At 62.0% G+C, this 18,973-nt stretch carries 19 protein-coding genes and 3 pseudogenes; 16 read left to right on the forward strand and 6 right to left on the reverse strand.

Translation table 11 applies throughout. The annotated features are described in order from the left end of the window. From AC0L2F_RS17945 to AC0L2F_RS17965, 5 genes and pseudogenes are all read left to right on the forward strand, one after another. Positions 1-90 (forward strand): hypothetical protein (locus AC0L2F_RS17945; protein WP_473249423.1); only part of this gene is annotated, 90 nt, incomplete at its 5' end. A gap of 140 nt (positions 91-230) precedes the next feature. After that, the gene (gmd, locus tag AC0L2F_RS17950; RefSeq protein ID WP_473249282.1) at positions 231-1,301 is read left to right on the forward strand and encodes a GDP-mannose 4,6-dehydratase; all 1,071 of its coding nucleotides are present in this window, start codon (positions 231-233) and stop codon (positions 1,299-1,301) included. After that, the gene (gene fcl, locus AC0L2F_RS17955; RefSeq protein ID WP_156526803.1) at positions 1,273-2,223 is read left to right on the forward strand and encodes a GDP-L-fucose synthase; all 951 of its coding nucleotides are present in this window, start codon (positions 1,273-1,275) and stop codon (positions 2,221-2,223) included. The genes gmd and fcl overlap by 29 nt, the downstream gene beginning before the upstream one ends. Positions 2,224-2,467: 244 nt before the next feature. Further along, positions 2,468-2,524, forward strand: a pseudogene (locus AC0L2F_RS17960) (hypothetical protein); the annotation flags it as partial. A 121-nt stretch (positions 2,525-2,645) separates the two neighbouring features. Then, positions 2,646-2,870 carry a hypothetical protein gene (locus AC0L2F_RS17965; protein WP_256375649.1) on the forward strand — a complete coding sequence of 75 codons (225 nt, stop codon included), beginning with the start codon at positions 2,646-2,648 and terminating at the stop codon, positions 2,868-2,870. Positions 2,871-3,625: 755 nt separating this feature from the next. Here AC0L2F_RS17965 and AC0L2F_RS17970 read toward each other — a convergent pair. Further along, the gene (locus AC0L2F_RS17970) at positions 3,626-3,784 is read right to left on the reverse strand and encodes a hypothetical protein (RefSeq protein ID WP_156526802.1); all 159 of its coding nucleotides are present in this window, start codon (positions 3,782-3,784) and stop codon (positions 3,626-3,628) included. A 651-nt stretch (positions 3,785-4,435) separates the two neighbouring features. On the opposite strand from AC0L2F_RS17970, the gene AC0L2F_RS17975 reads away from it, so the two are divergent. Then, complete coding sequence (locus AC0L2F_RS17975) at positions 4,436-4,630, forward strand: hypothetical protein (protein WP_063996647.1); 195 nt, start codon at positions 4,436-4,438, stop codon at positions 4,628-4,630. A gap of 495 nt (positions 4,631-5,125) precedes the next feature. Here AC0L2F_RS17975 and AC0L2F_RS17980 read toward each other — a convergent pair. Further along, positions 5,126-5,332: pseudogene (locus AC0L2F_RS17980) on the reverse strand (IS66 family transposase); the annotation flags it as partial. Between the two features lie 569 nt (positions 5,333-5,901). Between AC0L2F_RS17980 and AC0L2F_RS17985 the strand changes: the two are divergent. Continuing rightward, positions 5,902-6,204, forward strand: a complete 303-nt coding sequence (locus AC0L2F_RS17985) for a hypothetical protein (protein WP_084777351.1) — start codon at positions 5,902-5,904, stop codon at positions 6,202-6,204. Positions 6,205-6,558: 354 nt separating this feature from the next. Beyond that, positions 6,559-7,167 (forward strand): LabA-like NYN domain-containing protein, encoded by a 609-nt coding sequence (locus AC0L2F_RS17990; RefSeq protein WP_063993555.1) that lies wholly within the window; start codon positions 6,559-6,561, stop codon positions 7,165-7,167. 456 nt (positions 7,168-7,623) lie between these two features. Here the strand turns inward: AC0L2F_RS17990 and AC0L2F_RS17995 are convergent. Continuing rightward, positions 7,624-8,292: pseudogene (locus AC0L2F_RS17995) on the reverse strand (transposase); the annotation flags it as partial. Positions 8,293-8,448: 156 nt separating this feature from the next. On the opposite strand from AC0L2F_RS17995, the gene AC0L2F_RS18000 reads away from it, so the two are divergent. The 4 genes from AC0L2F_RS18000 (at position 8,449) to AC0L2F_RS18015 (ending at position 10,855) form a co-directional block, all read left to right on the forward strand. Next, the gene (locus AC0L2F_RS18000) at positions 8,449-8,694 is read left to right on the forward strand and encodes a hypothetical protein (RefSeq protein WP_063993553.1); all 246 of its coding nucleotides are present in this window, start codon (positions 8,449-8,451) and stop codon (positions 8,692-8,694) included. A gap of 5 nt (positions 8,695-8,699) precedes the next feature. Then, positions 8,700-8,945 carry a PilZ domain-containing protein gene (locus AC0L2F_RS18005; RefSeq protein WP_027516316.1) on the forward strand — a complete coding sequence of 82 codons (246 nt, stop codon included), beginning with the start codon at positions 8,700-8,702 and terminating at the stop codon, positions 8,943-8,945. Between the two features lie 316 nt (positions 8,946-9,261). After that, complete coding sequence (locus tag AC0L2F_RS18010; RefSeq protein ID WP_473249283.1) at positions 9,262-10,032, forward strand: hypothetical protein; 771 nt, start codon at positions 9,262-9,264, stop codon at positions 10,030-10,032. Continuing rightward, the gene (locus AC0L2F_RS18015) at positions 9,965-10,855 is read left to right on the forward strand and encodes an aldose 1-epimerase family protein (RefSeq protein ID WP_063996646.1); all 891 of its coding nucleotides are present in this window, start codon (positions 9,965-9,967) and stop codon (positions 10,853-10,855) included. The genes AC0L2F_RS18010 and AC0L2F_RS18015 overlap by 68 nt, the downstream gene beginning before the upstream one ends. Positions 10,856-10,885: 30 nt before the next feature. Here the strand turns inward: AC0L2F_RS18015 and AC0L2F_RS18020 are convergent, their stop codons facing one another. Beyond that, positions 10,886-11,734, reverse strand: coding sequence for an MBL fold metallo-hydrolase (locus AC0L2F_RS18020; RefSeq protein ID WP_473249285.1), 849 nt, complete (start codon positions 11,732-11,734; stop codon positions 10,886-10,888). Between the two features lie 243 nt (positions 11,735-11,977). Here AC0L2F_RS18020 and AC0L2F_RS18025 point away from each other — a divergent pair, with 243 nt between their 5' ends. Further along, on the forward strand, positions 11,978-12,790 hold the full coding sequence (locus AC0L2F_RS18025) for a response regulator (protein ID WP_063993550.1): 813 nt from the start codon (positions 11,978-11,980) through the stop codon (positions 12,788-12,790). 226 nt (positions 12,791-13,016) lie between these two features. On the opposite strand, the gene AC0L2F_RS18030 is transcribed toward AC0L2F_RS18025, so the two are convergent. Then, complete coding sequence (locus AC0L2F_RS18030) at positions 13,017-13,835, reverse strand: transglycosylase SLT domain-containing protein (RefSeq protein WP_473249286.1); 819 nt, start codon at positions 13,833-13,835, stop codon at positions 13,017-13,019. Between the two features lie 98 nt (positions 13,836-13,933). Continuing rightward, a complete protein-coding gene (locus tag AC0L2F_RS18035) occupies positions 13,934-15,076 on the reverse strand; it encodes an alpha/beta hydrolase family protein (protein WP_473249287.1) in 1,143 nt (380 codons plus the stop codon). A gap of 141 nt (positions 15,077-15,217) precedes the next feature. On the opposite strand from AC0L2F_RS18035, the gene pgm reads away from it, so the two are divergent. The 3 genes from pgm (at position 15,218) to AC0L2F_RS18050 (ending at position 18,964) form a co-directional block, all read left to right on the forward strand. After that, the gene (gene pgm, locus AC0L2F_RS18040) at positions 15,218-16,864 is read left to right on the forward strand and encodes a phosphoglucomutase (alpha-D-glucose-1,6-bisphosphate-dependent) (RefSeq protein ID WP_473249288.1); all 1,647 of its coding nucleotides are present in this window, start codon (positions 15,218-15,220) and stop codon (positions 16,862-16,864) included. 291 nt (positions 16,865-17,155) lie between these two features. Next, positions 17,156-18,205: an aromatic ring-hydroxylating dioxygenase subunit alpha gene (locus tag AC0L2F_RS18045; protein ID WP_473249289.1), complete on the forward strand. Its 1,050-nt coding sequence runs from the start codon at positions 17,156-17,158 to the stop codon at positions 18,203-18,205. Positions 18,206-18,211: 6 nt separating this feature from the next. Continuing rightward, positions 18,212-18,964, forward strand: coding sequence for a GntR family transcriptional regulator (locus AC0L2F_RS18050; RefSeq protein ID WP_473249290.1), 753 nt, complete (start codon positions 18,212-18,214; stop codon positions 18,962-18,964). Positions 18,965-18,973: the final 9 nt, after the last annotated feature.

An 18,973-nucleotide genomic window follows, 5' to 3' on the forward strand; every position in this document is an offset into this window, starting at 1 on the left:
ATCATGCTGGAGCTGATCGAGGTCCAGACTGGAAGCTATCTCGGGGAAGACGACATCATCCGGATTGAAGACGACTATCAGCGTTCCTGAACTCGAGCGTGCCTGCCCGGGTTGACCAGGAGGGCCGATTTGTCCAAGAAGGACCGGCTGTGCGTCGGCTGCGCAGGAGTGGCTGCGCCGCCGGTGACATGTGCGACGGAACATCTTGACCGGACTTGAGGCTTCAGGCCATGCGCGAGCGGATCGCTCTCATCACCGGTGTGACCGGTCAGGACGGCGCCTATCTGGCCGAGTACCTGCTGTCGCTCGGCTATGTCGTGCACGGCATCAAGCGGCGTTCGTCCTCGTTCAACACCGCCCGGGTCGATCATCTCTACCAGGACCCGCATGTCGGCAACGTGCCGTTCCTGATGCATTATGGCGACATGACGGACTCGACCAACCTGATCCGTCTGGTGCAGCAGATCCGGCCGACCGAGATCTACAATCTTGCCGCCCAGAGCCACGTCGCCGTCAGCTTCGAGAGCCCGGAATACACCGCCAATGCCGATGGCGTCGGCGTGCTGCGCCTGCTGGAAGCGATCCGCATCCTCGGCATGGAAAAGGAGGCGCGGTTCTACCAGGCCTCGACCTCCGAGCTCTACGGTCTGGTGCAGGAGATTCCGCAGAAGGAGACCACGCCGTTCTATCCGCGATCGCCTTACGGCGTGGCAAAGCTCTACGGCTACTGGATCACGGTAAACTACCGCGAAGCCTATGGCATGTTCGCGAGCAACGGCATCCTGTTCAATCACGAGAGCCCGCTGCGCGGCGAGACTTTCGTCACCCGGAAGATCACGCGCGCTGTCGCCCGCATCGAGGTCGGACTGGAGCAGACGCTCTATCTCGGCAATCTTTCGGCCAAGCGCGACTGGGGCCATGCGCGCGACTATGTCGAGGGCATGCACAAAATCCTGCAGGCCGACAAACCCGACGATTTCGTGCTCGCCACCGGCGAGATGCACTCGGTGCGTGAGATGGTCGAGCTGTCGTTCTTGCAGGTCGGCCGCCGCATAGAATGGCGCGGCGAGGGCGTCGACGAGACCGGCGTCGACACCAAGACCGGCAAGACGGTCGTGAAGATCGATCCGAGCTATTTCCGCCCTACCGAGGTCGATCTCCTCGTCGGCGATGCCAGCAAGGCACGCGAGGTGCTCGGCTGGAAGCCGAAGCGGAGCTTTACAGAACTCGTCGCGGAGATGATGGCGAGCGATCTGGCGGACGCAAAGCGGGATGCGGCGAGTGGCAAACGTACCGTTTGAGCTGACAGGCAAGAGCGTCTACGTCGCCGGCCATCGCGGCATGGTCGGCAGCGCGCTTGCGCGCCGGCTCGAGCGGGAGAACGTCAAACTCATCACCGTGGACCGGCGCGAGGTCGATTTGCGCAACCAGGCCGCGGTGTTCGACTGGTTCGCGAAGACGCGGCCGCAAGTGATCTTCCTCGCCGCGGCAAAGGTAGGCGGCATCGCCGCCAACAACACGCTGCGCGCCGAATTCATTTACGACAACATCGCGATCGCGGCCAACGTGATCCAGGCCGCGCATCAGAACGGCGCCGACAAGCTGATGTTTTTGGGCTCGTCCTGCATCTACCCGAAATTGGCGGCGCAGCCTCTGCGCGAGGACTCAGTGCTGACCGGTCCGCTGGAGCCGACCAACGAGCCTTATGCAATTGCAAAAATCGCCGGGATCAAGATGGCTGAGGCCTATCGCAGCCAGTACGGGTGCGACTTCATCAGCGTGATGCCGACCAATCTTTACGGCCCCGGCGACAATTATCACCCCGAAATGAGCCACGTCGTCGCCGCCCTGATCCGCCGCTTCCACGAGGCCAAGATTTCGGGCGCGAAGAACGTCATAGTGTGGGGCACCGGCACGCCGCGGCGCGAGTTCCTTTATGTCGACGACATGGCGGATGCCTGCGTGCACCTGATGAAGATCCATTCGAGCGCCGAGCTGGTCAACATCGGCACAGGCGAGGACATCACCATCGCCGAGTTTGCGCGGGTCGTCGCCGAAATTGTCGGTTACAGCGGCGAGATCAGTTTCGACAGCTCGCGGCCAGACGGCACGCCGCGCAAGCTGCTGGACGTCAGCCGCCTCGCAAAACTGGGCTGGCGTGCCACGACATCGCTTCACGATGGCATGAAGCGCGCATACGCGGCGTACCTGTCGCATTCGTAGAATGTAACAAATGCATGTTGAGTGATTCGTGGTGTTGTCCGCTGGTGTTGTCCGCGACGCCTGTCACGCCGGGCGTCCAAGGTTTATTCGGTTCGCGAAGCAACCTGGCCCAATCTTGGGCGTGCGGACGGATGGAGGGAAAGTCTAGGGAGTTCAGTGAAACATCCGTCTTCAGCGGTAGAGTTTTTCGTAGATTGCTATAACCGGCACGGGCTATGTGGGACTGGTGTCGGAGGCCTGTTTTGTGGATTTCGGTCGCGACGTCATCTGCGTCGACAAGGACGAGAATAAAATCGCGGCTCTTCATCCGGGCAAGATTGCTATCTACGAGCCTGGGGTCGACGAGCTCGTGGCGACCACGCCAAGGCCAAGCGCTGAAGTTCATCACCGATCTTTCCAAGCCGGTCGGCGATGCCGATGCCGTGTTGATCGTAGTCGGCACGCACTCGCGCCGATGGCCACGCCGATTTGTGCTATGTCTATGCGGCCGCGGAAGACATCGCGCAGTCGCTGTCCGGCTCAACGTCGTGGTGACTAATTCGACCGTACCGGTCGGCATCGGCGACGACGTCGAACGCATCATCCGCGAGACCAACAAGGCCGATATCGTCGTCGCATCCAACCCTCAATGCCAGCACTTGAGTTAAGCGGAGAGGTTCGGGTGGAACTGCGTTCCCTCTCTCACGTTTGATGGCAAAGAAGCAGGTCGGAATAGAAGTCATTGAAGAGGGGAGAGAGCGTTTTCTCGTGAAGACGTTCGACCATGGTTCCAAGGAGCGTCAGCCGATCATGGCGAGGCCGCGCAAGAAGCGACCGCGACGCATCGACTTGAGTCGGAAGCTGAAGTCGGGCCTGAAGAAAGGATTCTAGAAAGAGATAGCACCGAGCTCGTGCTTCAAGAGAGCGTACTCAAGCAGAACCTACATGATACTGCTGTGGCCGCATTTTATTCCAGGCACTCCAGTTTGCAATTGCCTCACCGATCGAAGCGATAATGGACATTTACCAATCACCCTCGTGACAGCAGATGTGGGCTTGCCGACCTGTTGCACGAGGCGCCGTCAAGCGGCGGATGAGCGCCGCGTTTTAGGCCACTTAGATGGCGACTCCGACAACGATGCGACAATGGAGCAACAGTCCACATCGCCCCTTGCGCGAACACGCTAGTGTTTATCTGCACGAGGGGGCCCGATCAGGCCAGCTGTCCGAAACAAACTAGAAGCTGCCGCGGGTAACAATGAAGGTCACACGTGGAATCGGCGCTGCAGCCATTTCCTAATCATAATTAGCTCGGAAGCGCCGCGGGCCATCACAGACCGGGCGAGCGAATTTCCTGCTCGGAAGTCAGGTACTACATTGCTCAGCCCGAGTTGGCGGATCGGGATCGGCTGGCATTCACCGACTAATGGCGGTGCGGCGGCTGGTCCGGTGCTCGGCTCGGCACTTTGACCGCGGCGCGGCCGGAGAGGTCGACGCGGATTGTCGCCGGCACTTGCGATAGCTGGCTGTAGACCGACACCGGCGCGACGATCTGCAGCGAGCCGAGAACGCCCGTTGTCACCAGCTCTGCGGCCCAACCGGATTGCGTCGTGATTGCCTGCCCGCTTGCCGCCTTGAAAATTGAGCCCGGGCGCGCCAGGCCTTTTGTAACGTCGGCGTCGTACGGAAAATGCTCGCAGCAATAGCGCAGCGGATGTGCCGTCGCCTTGGCTGAGGACCATGGCGGTCGCCACCCGCGCGAACGTAGCACCCCGCGCCGGCGCGCCGCGCTCTCGGCGCAGGTGATTGCTGTTGATCAGACGGCGGCAGTCGGCGCGAGTCTGGGCCGCGACGCAGCGGTACGCAAGTTAGATTGTGCTATGTTGCCACCATGCCGCTCACGCAGCACCAGCGCCGCGATCCGGTCCGGGTCGATCAGAGCTATGATGTCGTAGCAATTGCTACTACGATCGGGACCGTAATCCGCGAGAACTCGGACCCACGCTGCTCGAGGTCACGTTGCGCGTGACGCGGTCGCCTTAACCTTGAGAAGTGAGGTTAATCCGAACGTCGGCTTGCGACCGGACGCGCTTGCCGCTAACGCTTATTGCGCCGGACAGGGCTGATCTTACCCCAAGCCGATCCCAAAGACCACGATTTCAATTGCCCGGCGCGGGCCGCCAGCGACGCCCCACCGCTGGCGGCCCACCCTTTTGCGAGGATGTTGGCGCAGATGACGTTCGCGAATCTTTCAGACGAATACATCATGCACATGTACGAAAGCATCCGCGATCAAGTGCGCGCCGATGCGAGGTCTGGCATTCGTTTGATGGGTGAGCCGGCGAAAGTACGTGCAGAGGAACTGCGCCGCGAGATTGACCGCCGCGGATTGCAGTGCCCCCCGATTGAATGGCCCGAAGGCACCTGAACGATGTAGCAGTGATTACCTGCCGGGTGACGCTCCGCCGACCGTCGCGGATCGCCTTGCATCGCGGCGCGGTGTGCGCCTCAATTTCGCCGCCCGACTCAGGCTGAGGTTGTATTGGTTGCCGGCGTCTCGTTTACGACGGTTCTCGATCCCGAACCGGCGCACAACGAAGCGGAGCCGAAGGCCCGGCGAGAACCCCATCGAACCGGGCCTTTGCGCTCATTCATTTGCGCGAAGCGCACGCGATAACGTCATCGCATAATCGTGCCGATTCGCTTTGCGCAGCCAACGTTGCTTTGCGGGGTCCAGGTGAAAGAGCCGACTTCGCTGGCTGCTTCGATCGAGTCGGCTTTGGTCCGATTTTGTTGCAAAAGTCGGCTGCAACGGATTTGGCCGCTGGGCCTTTCGTTGAGCCGCGCTTTGAAGCGCTGGCCCTGACGCATTTTACGCAACTTTGACGCTACGCTACGCGATGCGCAGAACCTGAGCTGGCGGCGGTCGTGCGACCAGCGATGCAACCGCCTCCTGGCGGCTAGAACTGCGGCCGCGGATCTGGGCTTCGATGAAGTAGAGCCCGGCGATACGTTCGAGCGCCTCGCTGGCGATCGGTGCGGGACCGGCCGCGGCGAGTTCGTGGAAGCGCCGGCGCACATGTGACCAGCAGAACGCCAGTTCTACGTCACCGCGCTCGGCCAGGACCCGAGTTCACCTTCGCAGCCACCGCTCAGAACCTCCGCAAAATGGCCAAGCTGATCCCAATGCCAACCCCAAGGCTCGCATAAGAACTGGTGAGCCCTTCGTCCGCATCGCAACTCGTACCATTACAGCGGACTACTTCGGGCCTTTTTCAACAGAATCGGTCACAAGCGGAATTGGCAATGCCGTGCGAGGAACCACCAAACTAGCGGCCCTCAGGGGCCCTTCCCTTTGCAAGACCAAATTGCCGAGTTGAGCACGTAGCCTGATGGATCATTTGGTACTTCGCTTGCCGAACGGCTTGCGGCGTATGTCAATCAAACTGACATATATTTGGGATTGCCAGATTATCCCGGCAGTCGCCAGATTCTTGTTGGCAGAAGCGAGTCATCTTTGGCATGCTCCTGTCACCGGAGCTGCACGTTCATCTCGCATCTATTTACACCCGGGGCCTTAAGCTACGGCAACGCTGCGGCAGGCGTTTCAGTACGTGTTGTTTACATCAACTAATGAACTTCTGAGGCCGCCTTTAGGTGGCCTCTTCGTTGAGAATTCAATTCTGCGGGGACATTGCAATGGCAAAACCAGCCGTTTCCCGTGATGCTTTTCGTGGACTATTCGCTTTCTACGCGACGAAGGCTCATCACGATCACAAAGCCGAAGCCGAGGAATGCCTTTTGAGGTTGTTCGGATCTGCAGAATACATTCCTGATCGCCTCCTGCAGCAATGGTCCGAAAAAGCTGATCTACTCGGTCCAGAAACCGTCGGTAGTGTAGTGGAGCCGCGGGCCCGTGAAATCGCGAGCGGCGGCGCGCGGTACGACCATGCGAGTGATTTTCTCCACTCGCTCCTGAGAGACCTCGGGCGAAAAGTGTAGTGATCAGATGCGCCGTTTCCGCTGCTCTTGCCGAACCGGTCAATGACAGACCATCGCCAGGCACGACCGCGCTTATGTATCGACAGATCAAAAAGAGCAAAATCGCCAGCGTTCATCGCGGGAAACTTTCAAATACGCACTTGGAAATGGACAGGATACATTACAAATCTGACGGGAAAACTTTGGGGCAACGGTAGGGTTCCACGCCCGCATAATGCTGATATTAGTTGAAGCTTAAAACGTTTGACGCTATCCGACGATCTCCGGTAACTATCCATATAGAATGCGACCGAAATTTGCGTCGTGAATTTCCGAGATGCTTTTAACCCGGACTGCTTTACCGAAAGCCTCCAGATGTCCTACTCATCTACCGATAAGGTCGCGCTCTTCATCGATGGAGCTAACTTCTATGCGACGGCGAAAACTCTGGGCTTCGACATCGATTACAAGCGCCTGCTGAAGGAGTTTCAGAGTCGCGGGACGCTGCTGAGGGCGTTCTACTACACCGCCATCATCGAGGATCAGGAATACTCCTCGATCCGCCCGCTAATCGACTGGTTGGACTACAACGGCTACACAGTCGTCACCAAAGCGACGAAGGAATTGATCGACGCCTCCGGCCGCCGCAAGGTCAAGGGCAACATGGACATCGAGCTCGCCGTGGACGCAATGGAGCTCGCTGAGCACATCGATCAGATGGTGCTGTTCTCGGGTGACGGCGATTTCCGCTCCCTGGTCGAGGCCGTGCAACGCCGCGGTGTGCGGGTCACAGTGGTCTCCACAATCGCCAGCCAGCCGCCGATGATCGCCGACGAGCTGCGCCGCCAGGCCGATGTCTTCACCGATCTCATCGAGCTTCAATCCAAGGTCGGCCGCGACCCATCCGAACGCCCCGCCCCGCGCGACCGCGGACACATGCCTAGATTCTTGCAAGAGCCCAAGGGAAACGACTCCCTCGCCTAAACGACCGGCGAATGCGACTGGACAGGTCGGTAAGGAGCGCTTTTGAGCTACCCGTGGCACCTACCTGTTCCTTCCGGGCGTGCCACACATCGGCAGTAACCTCAGACAAGATCGCGACGCGTTCCTGTGACAGTGTCGCCACCCGGCCAAGATGGCTCTTTCGAAGAGCTTGGGGAGATCGTGGTCCGTGGGGGCGCGGCCGATCCAGCAACCGTTGCTGAGTGCGAGCTCGCTAAGCCACCGATCAGATGTCAAAGCTAAAGAATAAGGGCCTTTTCGCCGTCACCTGGTGCGATGTCTTCTTTGGGTCTTGGGTGTGTGCAAACGAATAGGTCGGCACGCGGCCGTGGTCGCCAATCGTTGCGGGCGGCCGATGCCTCGCATCGGAGCGTCCAATGACCGATCAAAGTGGTTGTCGCCACGCGATATTGCGCTTTTGGAGGCACTTTCCGGCGTTCAAGCGGCGCGAATGGCTGCAATCAGGCGCGGTTTGCCGACGATGTTCATCACCCGTGTGAGGTTGTAGGCGAGAACATGCAGCGCCATCTCAGCGGCAACATTCCGTACGCGCTTCATCAGGAAGTGGGTCGCACCCATACCCGCTTTGATCGTGCCGAAGGATGCTCGACCGTCTCGCGCCGCGTCCGCATGGCGTCGGGATTGGAATCGAGCCGTCTCTGGAATGTTGGTGTAGTGATAGGGCAGCAGCTGGCCGGACGGGCAGCGGTAGACGTCCTCATCAGGCAGGTAGGCGAAGTCCTGTTTGCCGAACCGACCTTGCGCCTTGGCGTTCGACGTGATGGGCTTGGGCAGCGTGACTGCAAAGCCAGCCTCTTCGCAGGCCAATATCTCCTCTCCGTCGAAGTAGCCACGGTCGGCGACCGCCTCGAGTTTGTCCACTTCGAGCACTTCTTTGGCTTTCTTCGACATCCGAGCAAGCTGCCCACGGTCGTTGCCAACGTTTATAACCTCATGCGTAACAATCAGATGGTGTTCGGTGTCCACCGCGACCTGGACATTGTAGCCGACGACACCCGATCCGCGTCCGCTGGTGGCCATCGAACGGGCATCCGGATCGATCAGCGATATCTGTTGATCCGGCGTGTTGCGCATCTGCGCATCAAGCGCCGAAGCTGCGTTCGCAAAGTCAGCTTGCGTGGCCAGAGCCGAACTAGGTAACGCACCTAGGGCGATCCATGGCGTACGCTTAACCATCTGTAAGGTATCATGCATTTAAGATGGAGGCTTCCTAGCCTAACCATTTGTATATATGAGATTGCCGTGGCCTCAGATAATGATGACGAGCTGGCTGTTTTGACGCGAGAGATCGCAGACATGGCGATCTATGTTCAGGATCAAACAGTTCTGATCGCGGTTCTTGAAGAGGATGGACATGACGTGTCCGAGTGCCAAAGAGAGCTAGCCAGGGAGCGATCGCATTTGGCGACACGGATCGCGAGGCAATTCAGGCTGCTCGAAATAACGTCGGCTCATGAAGAAAACGAGCCGGTCTCGCCGACCCAATGATAACCATGTCGGATCGCCGGAAGATCGACCGTGCGGAGGTCGACTTAGCCGCCTACATTTTTGGAGATGGCGGCAGCCAACGTTGCCGCGTGTTCAACATCTCGGAGGACGGGGCGGGGATCGAGTTGCAGACGAAGTTGCATATGCGTGCCACATTCAAGATGATGTTGGAAAGAGACCGTATCATCAGAGATTGTCGTCTTGTTTGGTGCAGCGAAACTCGCATCGGCGTTGTGTTCAAAACGGATTAAGTCGGCTAGGCCCATCCGCCGAGGGGCGCGTGTCCGAAGGGCCCAATCACAACCTCTGTCCGCGCTCCACTAGCGTTGCGGTATACCAACCAGCGCCATCTGCGGCGCAACTGCAAGCCGCAATCGTTTCGACCCTAGGCTCCGTCTCCACTGCAAGTGCTGGACCATATGACTGGATGAGCAATAAACCATGTTGCTTGCGCACAGCAGGCTTACAGCCACGGCCAGGTAGTTACCCAGTTCTACGGTCATACGGCCGGTGTGATCGCCTACAACCGCGATCGTCGCGCTTGCAACAGGCAGAATGGCTACCCGGATGCCTAACATTGTTCACGCGGTGATCCGCGACTTCAAGTTCCCCGACCGCATCGTCCTCGGCACCGCCGACGAGTGCGGCCGCAAGGTGATGAGCGACAACTATGGGCCGCTCTCGCTGAACCAGGCGTCGCTGATGTTTACGGAACGCCGCACCGCCGAGATGATCAAATACGCCGCCAACGCATTCGTCGCGACTATCACCTTCATCAACGAACTCCGCAGACGTCTCCGAAAAGTCCGCGCCAACGTGCAGGAGGTCGCGCGCGGCATCGGCTTGGACAACCGCGTCGGCGCCAAATTCGCATGCAGGTCCCGGCTTCGGCGGTCGTGCTCTCCGAAGGACACGAAGGCGCTGATCAAGATCGCGAAAAATCACGACGTGTCCTTGCATTGTCCTCGCGGTCAACGAGAACCGCAAGCGCGCGATGGCGCGAAAAGTGAGCCAGGCCCTCCGCGGCTCACTGGCGCGGCAAGACTATCGCCGTGCTCGGCTCACCTTCAAGCCGGATACCGACGACATGCGACGGCTTCGTCTATGAGAGCGTCTGACGGTCGTCCCAAGCTAAACTTAAGCTCGGCCGGACAATGCGGAGTTGAGCGTCGCTTCCCCAATGAGGAGCGGACGGAATGGTCTTCAGTGTGGTATGCTGCTCGCCGGCAAGCATTTCGTTCATCAGCCTTGGCTTCCGATGAGGACGGTCATGACCGAAGACACGCACACGATCCGCAGCGGTGGGCTCACCGCGACCATCAAGGCGCAAGGCGCTGAGATGTGTTCGCTGGCGAGCGATGCCGGCATCGAGTTCGTCTGGCAGGCGGAGCCGGCCTGGCCGCGCCATGCGCCGCTGCTGTTTCCGATCGTCGGGCGTCTCGCCAAAGACGAATTGCGGCACCGGGGCAGGAGCTACCGGATGACCCAGCACGGCTTCGCGCGTGACAGCCGCTTCGCGTGGGCGGAACGTGGCGAAAGTCGCTGTGTCCTGGTGCTCGAAGACAGCGATACGACGCGCGCGCTCTACCCCTTCGCGTTTCGCCTGACGGCAACCTATGCGCTCGACGAATCCGGTCTCGATCTTTCACTCGTGGTCGCGAACACCGGCAAGGAGATGTTGCCGGCCTCGCTCGGCGGCCATCCCGCTTTCAATTGGCCGCTCCAACCGGGACTGGCGAAGGAGAGTTACGCGCTGAGCTTCGCGAACGCAGAGCCATCTCCCGTCCACCGTCTCGACGGCGGCTTGCTGCGTCAGGCAACGGAGCCGAGCCCGATCAACGGCTCCGTGTTGCCCTTGTCCGAATCCCTGTTCGTCGACGACGCAATCATCTTCGATCGGATCGCGAGCAATTCGGTCCGCTATGCCGCGGAGCAGGGCGCGTCCACCGGGCCGTGGTTGGAAATGTCATGGCGCGGCTTTCGCGAGCTTGGCGTCTGGTCGAAACCGTCGGGCGCTCCGTTCCTCTGCATCGAGCCCTGGCGCGGCTATGCCAGTCCCGCCGGCTTCGACGGCGAATTCACTGACAAGCCGGGCCTGATGCACATCGCGCCCGGAACGGAAGAGCAGTTGTCATTCCGGGTTGAGGTTGGATCGTCCTGAGGCCGGACGGCCTTCGCGCATCTCGAGTTCTCAGACCTCGATCCGCGTGAGGTCCTCGCCGAGCACGACGGGACCCGCGTAGTCCCGCCTGACGTCCGCAAGCAGCGCATTCAGCATGGAATCGTCGGTGCGAGGCCGGTGATGTGTCAGCGCGAGCTTCTTGACGCCGGCCTTGGCCGCGACCTTGCCGACTGTATCGCCGCAGGCGATCGTGAACTTCGCAAGCCGGCGCAGGTGCTCGTTGTCGATCTCCGGCGTGGCGAGGAAGCAGCACTGGACCAGCAGGTCGGCCCCCTCAGCCAGTCGCTCGAGACCGGGGCAGGGCACGGTGTCGCCGGAAATTGCGATGACCTTGCCCTCGGCCTCGAAGCGATAGCCGAGACACATCCAGCGTGCGAGGAAGGCCGGCGACATGTCGAGGCCGTCGCCATGCGAGACGAGTTCGGCGCTGATCTTCCAGCGCCCGGTGTCGAGAACGGGGCCGGGTATAATGTCCGTCGCGACGACCGGTTTCCAGCCGCCGAAGCTCGGCTCGCCCTGATCGCGCCAGGCGATGTCCTTGTCGTAGATCTGCGTGACCAGCGTATTGACGAGCCGTTCGGTATCCGGTGGTCCATAGATGCGCAGATCGCCCTTGCGCCCGTGCAACCATGAATTGAACATCACATCGTAAAGGTCGCCGATGTGGTCGAAATGGTGATGGGTGAGAAAGACCGTGTTGATGGAGCCGAGCGGCACGCCGGCCTTGCTGAGCTGCACCATGACGCCGCGGCCTGCGTCGATCAGGATATTTTCCTCGCCGAGCCTGATCAGCGTGGTCGTCGCCATGCGGCGCGGGTCCGGGCGCGGGCCGCCGGTGCCGAGCAGGATGACTTCCATGGCGCCACCTCCTGGGGCAGACTTTTCGGGACGCCACAGTAGATTTGAAGCGTTTGGCGAGGCAAGCGGCGGCGGAAGGGGCTTCAGCCCTGCACGACTGCCGCTTGTGCGGGGCTCCCGAACATGATGCGCGGGACAAGAAGTGTGGGCCATACTTAATACGGCTAGATCGTGACCAATGTTGTTTGGGCGCGATAACGCGCCTAGTATTGCAGCAGGCAATTCGAGGGGGCTCGAACAGTCGTGAATGTACGTTCACAGGACGGCGCGCTCGGCGACCTGAGCTTCCAGGTCGGCCCGCAAGCGCACAGGACATCCAACATCGTGGCTGATTCCGCAGTTCAGGAATTGCGTGTCGCCGGCCGCGAGCGGCTGATCGTCGTCGAGGACGATCCGGTGACGCGGACGATGCTGGTCGGTTATTTCAGCGAGAACAATTTCGACGTGGTCGGCGCCGGCTCCTGCGCGGAATGCCGCCAGGCGCTGCGGACGCGGACCGATCTCGTCTTCCTCGACGTGCAGCTGCCCGACGGCGACGGCTTCGATCTTGCCAAGGAAATCCAGGCGACCAGCAATGCGGGCATCATCTTCGTGACGCGCCGCGACACCGATGTGGATCGCATCCTCGGCCTCGAGGTCGCGGGCGACCACTACGTCACCAAGCCGATCGACTTGCGCGACCTGCTCGCGCGCGCGCGAAGCGTGCTGCGGCGGCGCTCGATCGACCGCAAGGCGGCGCGCAACCACAATTCGATCGCCTTCGGCGACTGGATCATCGACCTGACGCGGCGCGAGCTGCTCGGCAGCGACGGCAAGCCGGTGGCGCTGACGCGCGCCGAATTCGACCTGCTCGCGGCGCTCGTCGGTGCCGACGGCAGGCCGCTTAGCCGCGACTATCTGATCGAGGTCGTCAGCAATCGCCAGGCCGAGGTCGACATCCGCACTGTCGATGCCCTGGTGGCGAGGCTGCGCCGCAAGCTCGTCGGCAGCGGCACGCCCGTCGTCACCACGGTCACCGGCGTCGGCTACAAGCTCGCGCTGAGCGAGCGGCTCTAGACGGAGGCGCAGCACGACATGGTGCTAGCTGCGCCATCGGGTTCAGCCACTGAAACCGACCAGGAACCGAATCGCGAGAAAGGCCGACAAGGCCACGGCGCCGGTCGCGCCGATTGCAAACAAAACTCTCAAGCTATTATGCATGATCTCTATTCAGGTTCGGTTTCAAAGTTCAGTTTCAAAAATGTCGTTCGTCCAACCGCTGCTCGACTCCAGGCAGGCAATTCTATTGGCGTGATGCGACCCGTTTCCACTTGGCTTCGACGCGAGCCTTGATGATGCGGACCCGGGCTTCCTGTGCTGCCCAATATGCCCTGCTCGCGACCGCCGTGCCTTGACGGTAACGCGCGTAAACGTCCTTCGGCTGTGCCGGTCTCTTTTGATTGTGCGCTGACTTCTGATTGTGTGCTGACTTCGAGACGGCGGGCGCCGGAGTTGGCGCCGGTGCTACGTCTTGGACGGCGGCGGCCTGGTTTCCCACATTCGTCGAGTTCATGGAGACAAGACGATTGCGGGCGCGATGACAATAGACCTGGGAGCGCGGAGTCATGGACTCCTCGTCATGACCGGCTCGATATTTCATCAGGGCTCGGCAAAGGTCCCCGCCTGCCAGGCGCCATGCGCGGCTCAGATAGAGAACGCCGTAGTGGATGTTGATGTCGGGCTCTGCGAGCTCTGCGTTATGTCCCCGGAATCCGAGCATCGCTGCCGTTTCGGGCCGAACCTGCATGAGGCCGATCTCGCCGACGGCGCCGATGGTGGCCGGATTGTATCCGCTTTCAACGAAGACGACGGCCTCCGCGATGTCCGCGGGCAGATCGGTCTTGGCCGTTTCTCTTTCGATGATTTTTCGAATCGCCGCCCGCGAGGCCGGCGTCTCTCCAGCGCCGAGATCTGCATCGTGACCGCCCGCCGCCAACGCCGGTTCCACGTCGTTCTGAGCGCTGCCCTGAGCGTGTACGGAGTTGGATGCCAACCAAAGCACGGCAATCGCAACGTGTGTCCACGTCGCGCGGGCATTGATGTGTGTTCGATCCCGCAGCATGGACCACGTATTATATCTTTCGAGTTAACAACCGATTTTCTAGCGGTCCGTCGTGCGGCCCGGTTCGGACGGCGCGAGCGGCCAGCGGCGCAGCGAGGCTATCGCGACCGCGAGCTCTGGTCGGTTGATGTGCCTTGCGCAGCCCCGGCCAATTTGTCGTCGATCGCATAGAGCGTGCAGGTGGGCGACCATTTTGTGCAGGCGCCAAGTGAATCGCGCTGGGCGTCGTCGACCGTTGCCCGCCCCGAACGCCAGCCGTAACCGCCGTTCGGCGACACCGCGAAAGCCTTGTGCGGCATCGTGCTGGCGAGATAGCGCGCAAACTCGGCGCGCGCCGCCTCGCTGAGCTGGCCCGGCGGCGGCAGCGGATCAGGCGGGCTCAGAGCATCGTGGCCGAGACCTCGCTCGCGCAGGAAAGCGTCGAGATACGGCGTCCATTGCGGACGGCTCACCACCGAATAGAGATAGTGGCCATCGTCGCCGTAAGGCGGCGCTGCGATGAATTTCGCGTTGCCGCCACTGGCGCGAAATCCATCATGGAGGCGGCGCGCGAGGTCGGGACCGAAGTAGGAATCATTGCTGGCATAGACCCACAGCATCGGCGCGCGCGAGGTTTTGCCGAACGTGGCGAAGGCCTGCACCAGCCCGTTGGGATTGCAGACGTCGTCGTCGTCGCGCGAGCCGCGCCCGCCGGCAAAGTTGATCGCGGCGGCGAGACCCGCTGGCGCCTGCGCGGTCAAGGCGACGGTGGCGAACCCACCGGCGGAATGGCCGACCGCGATCATGCCTGATGTGGTGACGTCGGCCCTGCGCGCCATCCCCTCGATCGCGGCGCGCAAATCCGCCACGGCGACCGCCGCGGCCGGCAGATAAGCGGCATTGGCGCAGCCGCCGACGCTATCGACGCGCCCACCGGGCGAGGTGCCGTAGCCGCGCCGCATCACGATCAGCGCGGCAAAGCCGCGCCGGGCATATTCGAGAGCGATGCCGTAATATTTGTGCGCGGACATTGTAGCGCGATCGTCGAAGCTGCGCGGCGAGCCGTGGCTGAGCAGCGCCAGCGGATAGCGCCTGGTCCCGGCCGGCCGGACCAGGAACGCCTCCAACCCCTGCGGTCCGGCCTCGGCCATCGGGATACGCAAATCCTCGGTGTAGAACTCCGCGGCCGTCGCATCGGGCACGATGCCAGCCGTCGCAAGCCAGGCCATCAGAACAACCAGAAGCCTCTGAAACAGCGTCATGCCCCGACTCGAAAAGCCCCGATCGGAAGACCATAGCATGATCTCAGGAACGGCCGCCCCATCGCGGGTGTTGTGCTCTTGGCGCGGGCTTGGCCGATGCTATGGTATCGCGCAATTCTACGACAGGACGAGGTATATCCAGTGGCTGATGTTCATCCCGCGGCGGGCAAGCAGGCCTCGCCGGACGCGCTGACCAACGTTCCGCGGCTGGTGACGGCCTATTTCGCCGGCAAGCCCGATGTCGCGGATCCCGCGCAGCGGGTGGCGTTCGGCACCTCCGGCCATCGCGGCACCTCGTTCAAGACCAGCTTCAACGAGGGCCATATCCTGGCGACGACACAGGCAATCTGTGATTATCGACGTGAAAAGGGGCTGACCGGCCCGCTCTTTATCGGCATCGACACCCATGCGCTGGCCGAGCCTGCGCTGGTCAGCGCCATCGAGGTGTTCGCGGCCAACGGCGTCGACATCATGATCGACAAGGACGGCGGCTACACGCCGACGCCGGTGATCTCCCACGCGATCCTGACCTACAACAAAGGCCGCACCTCGGCCCTTGCCGACGGCGTCGTCGTCACGCCCTCGCACAATCCGCCCGAGGACGGCGGCTACAAATACAATCCGCCGCATGGCGGACCGGCCGACACCGACGCGACCTCCGTGATCGAGAAGCGGGCCAATGCCTATCTCGCCGATGGCCTCAAGGGCGTGAACCGCATCGACTACGCCAGGGCGCGCAAATCCGCGAACGTCCACGCCTATGACTTCATCACACCCTACGTCGCCGATCTCGGCAACGTGGTCGATCTCGACCTGGTCAAATCCGCCGGCGTCAATATCGGCATCGATCCGCTCGGCGGCGCCGCCGTGCATTACTGGCATCCGATCATCGAGCGCTACGGCCTGAAGGCGACCGTGGTGAACGAGGCGATCGACCCGACCTTCCGCTTCATGACGGTGGACTGGGACGGCAAGATCCGCATGGACTGCTCCTCTCCTTATGCGATGGCGAGCCTGATCGCGATGCGCGACCGCTTCGACGTCGCCTTCGCCAATGACACCGACGCGGACCGCCACGGCATCGTGACGCGCACCGGCGGCCTGATGAATCCGAACCATTATCTCGCGACCGCGATCTCCTACCTGTTCGCGCACCGCCCGAACTGGGGCAAGGACGCCGCGATCGGCAAGACCGTGGTGTCGAGCTCGATCATCGACCGCGTCGCGAAAAAGCTCGGCCGCAAGCTGGTCGAGACCCCTGTGGGCTTCAAATGGTTCGTCGATGGCCTCCTCACGGGCGGCTTCGGCTTCGGGGGCGAGGAGAGTGCAGGCGCCTCGTTCCTGCGCCGCGACGGCACGGTGTGGACCACCGACAAGGACGGCATCATCCTCGGCCTGCTGGCGGCCGAGATCATGGCCAAGACCGGCCGCGATCCGAGCCAGCTCTTCAACGATCTCACCGCTGAGTTCGGCATGCCCCATTACGCGCGCATCGACGTCGCCGCGACCACGCCGCAGAAGAACATCCTGAAATCCGTCACACCGGAGCAGCTCGGCCTGAAGGATCTCGCCGGCGATCCCGTCCGCGCCACCCTGAGCAAGGCGCCCGGCAACGGCCAGCCGTTCGGCGGCATCAAGGTCGAAACCGATTTCGGCTGGTTCGCCGCCAGGCCGTCAGGAACGGAGGATGTCTACAAGATCTACGCGGAGAGTTTTCGCAGTCCCGAGCACCTGAAGGCGATTCAGCGGGAGGCTCAGGCAGGGTTGGCGAAGGTGTTCGGGGCGTAGTCGTCGAGCCAAAGCGCCGCTGCCACTGCTCCTCCAGGGGGAGACTCGCCGCATCAACAGGTGTCATCACCCGCGAAAGCGGGTGATCCAGTACGCCGTGGCGCCAGTTGAGTGAACCAACGACCGCCGCGGAGTACTGGATTCCCCGCTTTCGCGGGGAATGACAGCGGAACGGGTTGTATACATGATTCGAGATAAAGGTACTAAAGTACGAACTTTTAGCGCTTGAATGATTCTCTTCCTCCGCTATTGTATACATAACGTATTCATAAGTCCTTGGGAGCGAGACCGGTGACAAAACCCTTCCCGATGAACGCCTGGTATGCCGCCGCTTGGGACGCCGACGTGAAGCCCGCGCTGCTGCCGCGGACGATCTGCGGCAAGCACGTCGTGATGTACCGCAAGGCCGACGGCTCGGTGGCCGCACTGGAGGATGCCTGCTGGCACCGCCTGGTGCCGCTGTCCAAGGGCCGGCTCGAAGGCGACACCGTCGTCTGCGGCTATCACGGCCTGAAATACAACGCGCAAGGGCGCTGCACCTTTATGCCCTCGCAGGAGACCATCAACCCGTCGGCCTGCGTGCGCGCCTATCCGGTGGTCGAGCGTCATCGCTACATCTGGCTCTGGATGGGCGATCCCGCGCTGGCCGATCCCGCGCTGGTGCCCGACCTGCACTGGAATCACGATCCCGCCTGGGCCGGCGACGGCAAGACCATCCACGTCAATTGCGACTACCGCCTGGTGCTCGACAATCTCATGGATCTCACCCACGAGACTTTCGTGCACGGCTCGTCCATCGGCAACGAGGCGGTCGCGGAGGCGCCGTTCGACGTCACCCATGGCGAGAAGACGGTGACGGTGACGCGCTGGATGCGCGGCATCGAGGCGCCGCCGTTCTGGGCGAAACAACTCGGCAAATCTGGCCTCGTCGACCGCTGGCAGATCATCCGCTTCGAGGCGCCGTGCACCATTGCCATCGACGTCGGCGTGGCGCCATCAGGCACCGGCGCGCCCGAAGGTGACCGCTCGCAGGGGGTCAACGGCTTCGTGCTCAACACCATCACGCCGGAGACCGAGAAGACCTGCCACTATTTCTGGGCCTTCGTGCGCAACTATCAGCTCGGCGAGCAGCGCATCACCACCGAGATCCGCGAGGGCGTCTCCGGCATCTTCCACGAGGACGAGTTGATCCTCGAGGCGCAGCAGCGTGCGATGGACGAGAACCCCGATCGCATCTTCTACAATCTCAACATCGACGCCGGCGCGATGTGGACGCGCAAGCTGATCGACAAGATGGTGGCAAAGGAAAACCCGCCCCAGCATCTCCAGGCCGCGGAGTAAGCCGACATGGCCGAGCGTGAGGTCGACCGCTCCGTCTCGCAGACGGTGAAGGCGCAGCTCGCGCTGCGCGACCAGCTCCTCTCGGGCTCGTTGCGCCCCGGCGAGCGCATCTCCGAGCTCCAGGCGGTGGAGACGACCGGCGCCTCGCGCACCCCGGTGCGCATGGCGCTGGTGCGGCTGGAGGAGGAGGGCCTCTTGGAGGCGATCCCCTCCGGCGGCTTCATGGTGAAGGCGTTCTCCGAGCGCGACATCTCCGACTCGATCGAGCTGCGCGGCACGCTGGAAGGGCTCGCCGCGCGCTTTGCCGCCGAGCGCGGCGTTCCCGCGCGCGAGCTCGAGCCGCTCAGGGAGTGCCTCGCCGCGATCGACGAGTTGTTGCGCCAGGTCCCGATCTCGGTCGACGCCTTCTCGTCCTATGTCACGCTGAACGCGCGCTTCCACGCGCTGCTCACGGAATTGTCGCGTAGCCCGCCGCTGATCCGGCAGATCGACCGCGCCTCGTCGCTGCCGTTTGCGTCCCCGAGCGGTTTCGTGATGGCGCAGTCGGCGCTGCCCGAGGCACAGCAAATCCTGATCATCGGGCAGGAGCACCACCGCGTCGTGATCGACGCCATCGAGAACCGCGAAGGCGCCCGCGCCGAGGCGGTCATGCGCGAGCACGCGCGGCTTGCGGTGCGCAATCTGCGGCTCGCGCTACGCAACCGGACCCATCTCGACCTGCTGCCGGCGCTCGCGCTGATCAAGTCCGCAACCGATTGAGGGCAGTCA

The sequence above is a fragment of the Bradyrhizobium sp. Ken64 genome, from assembly GCF_055807555.1.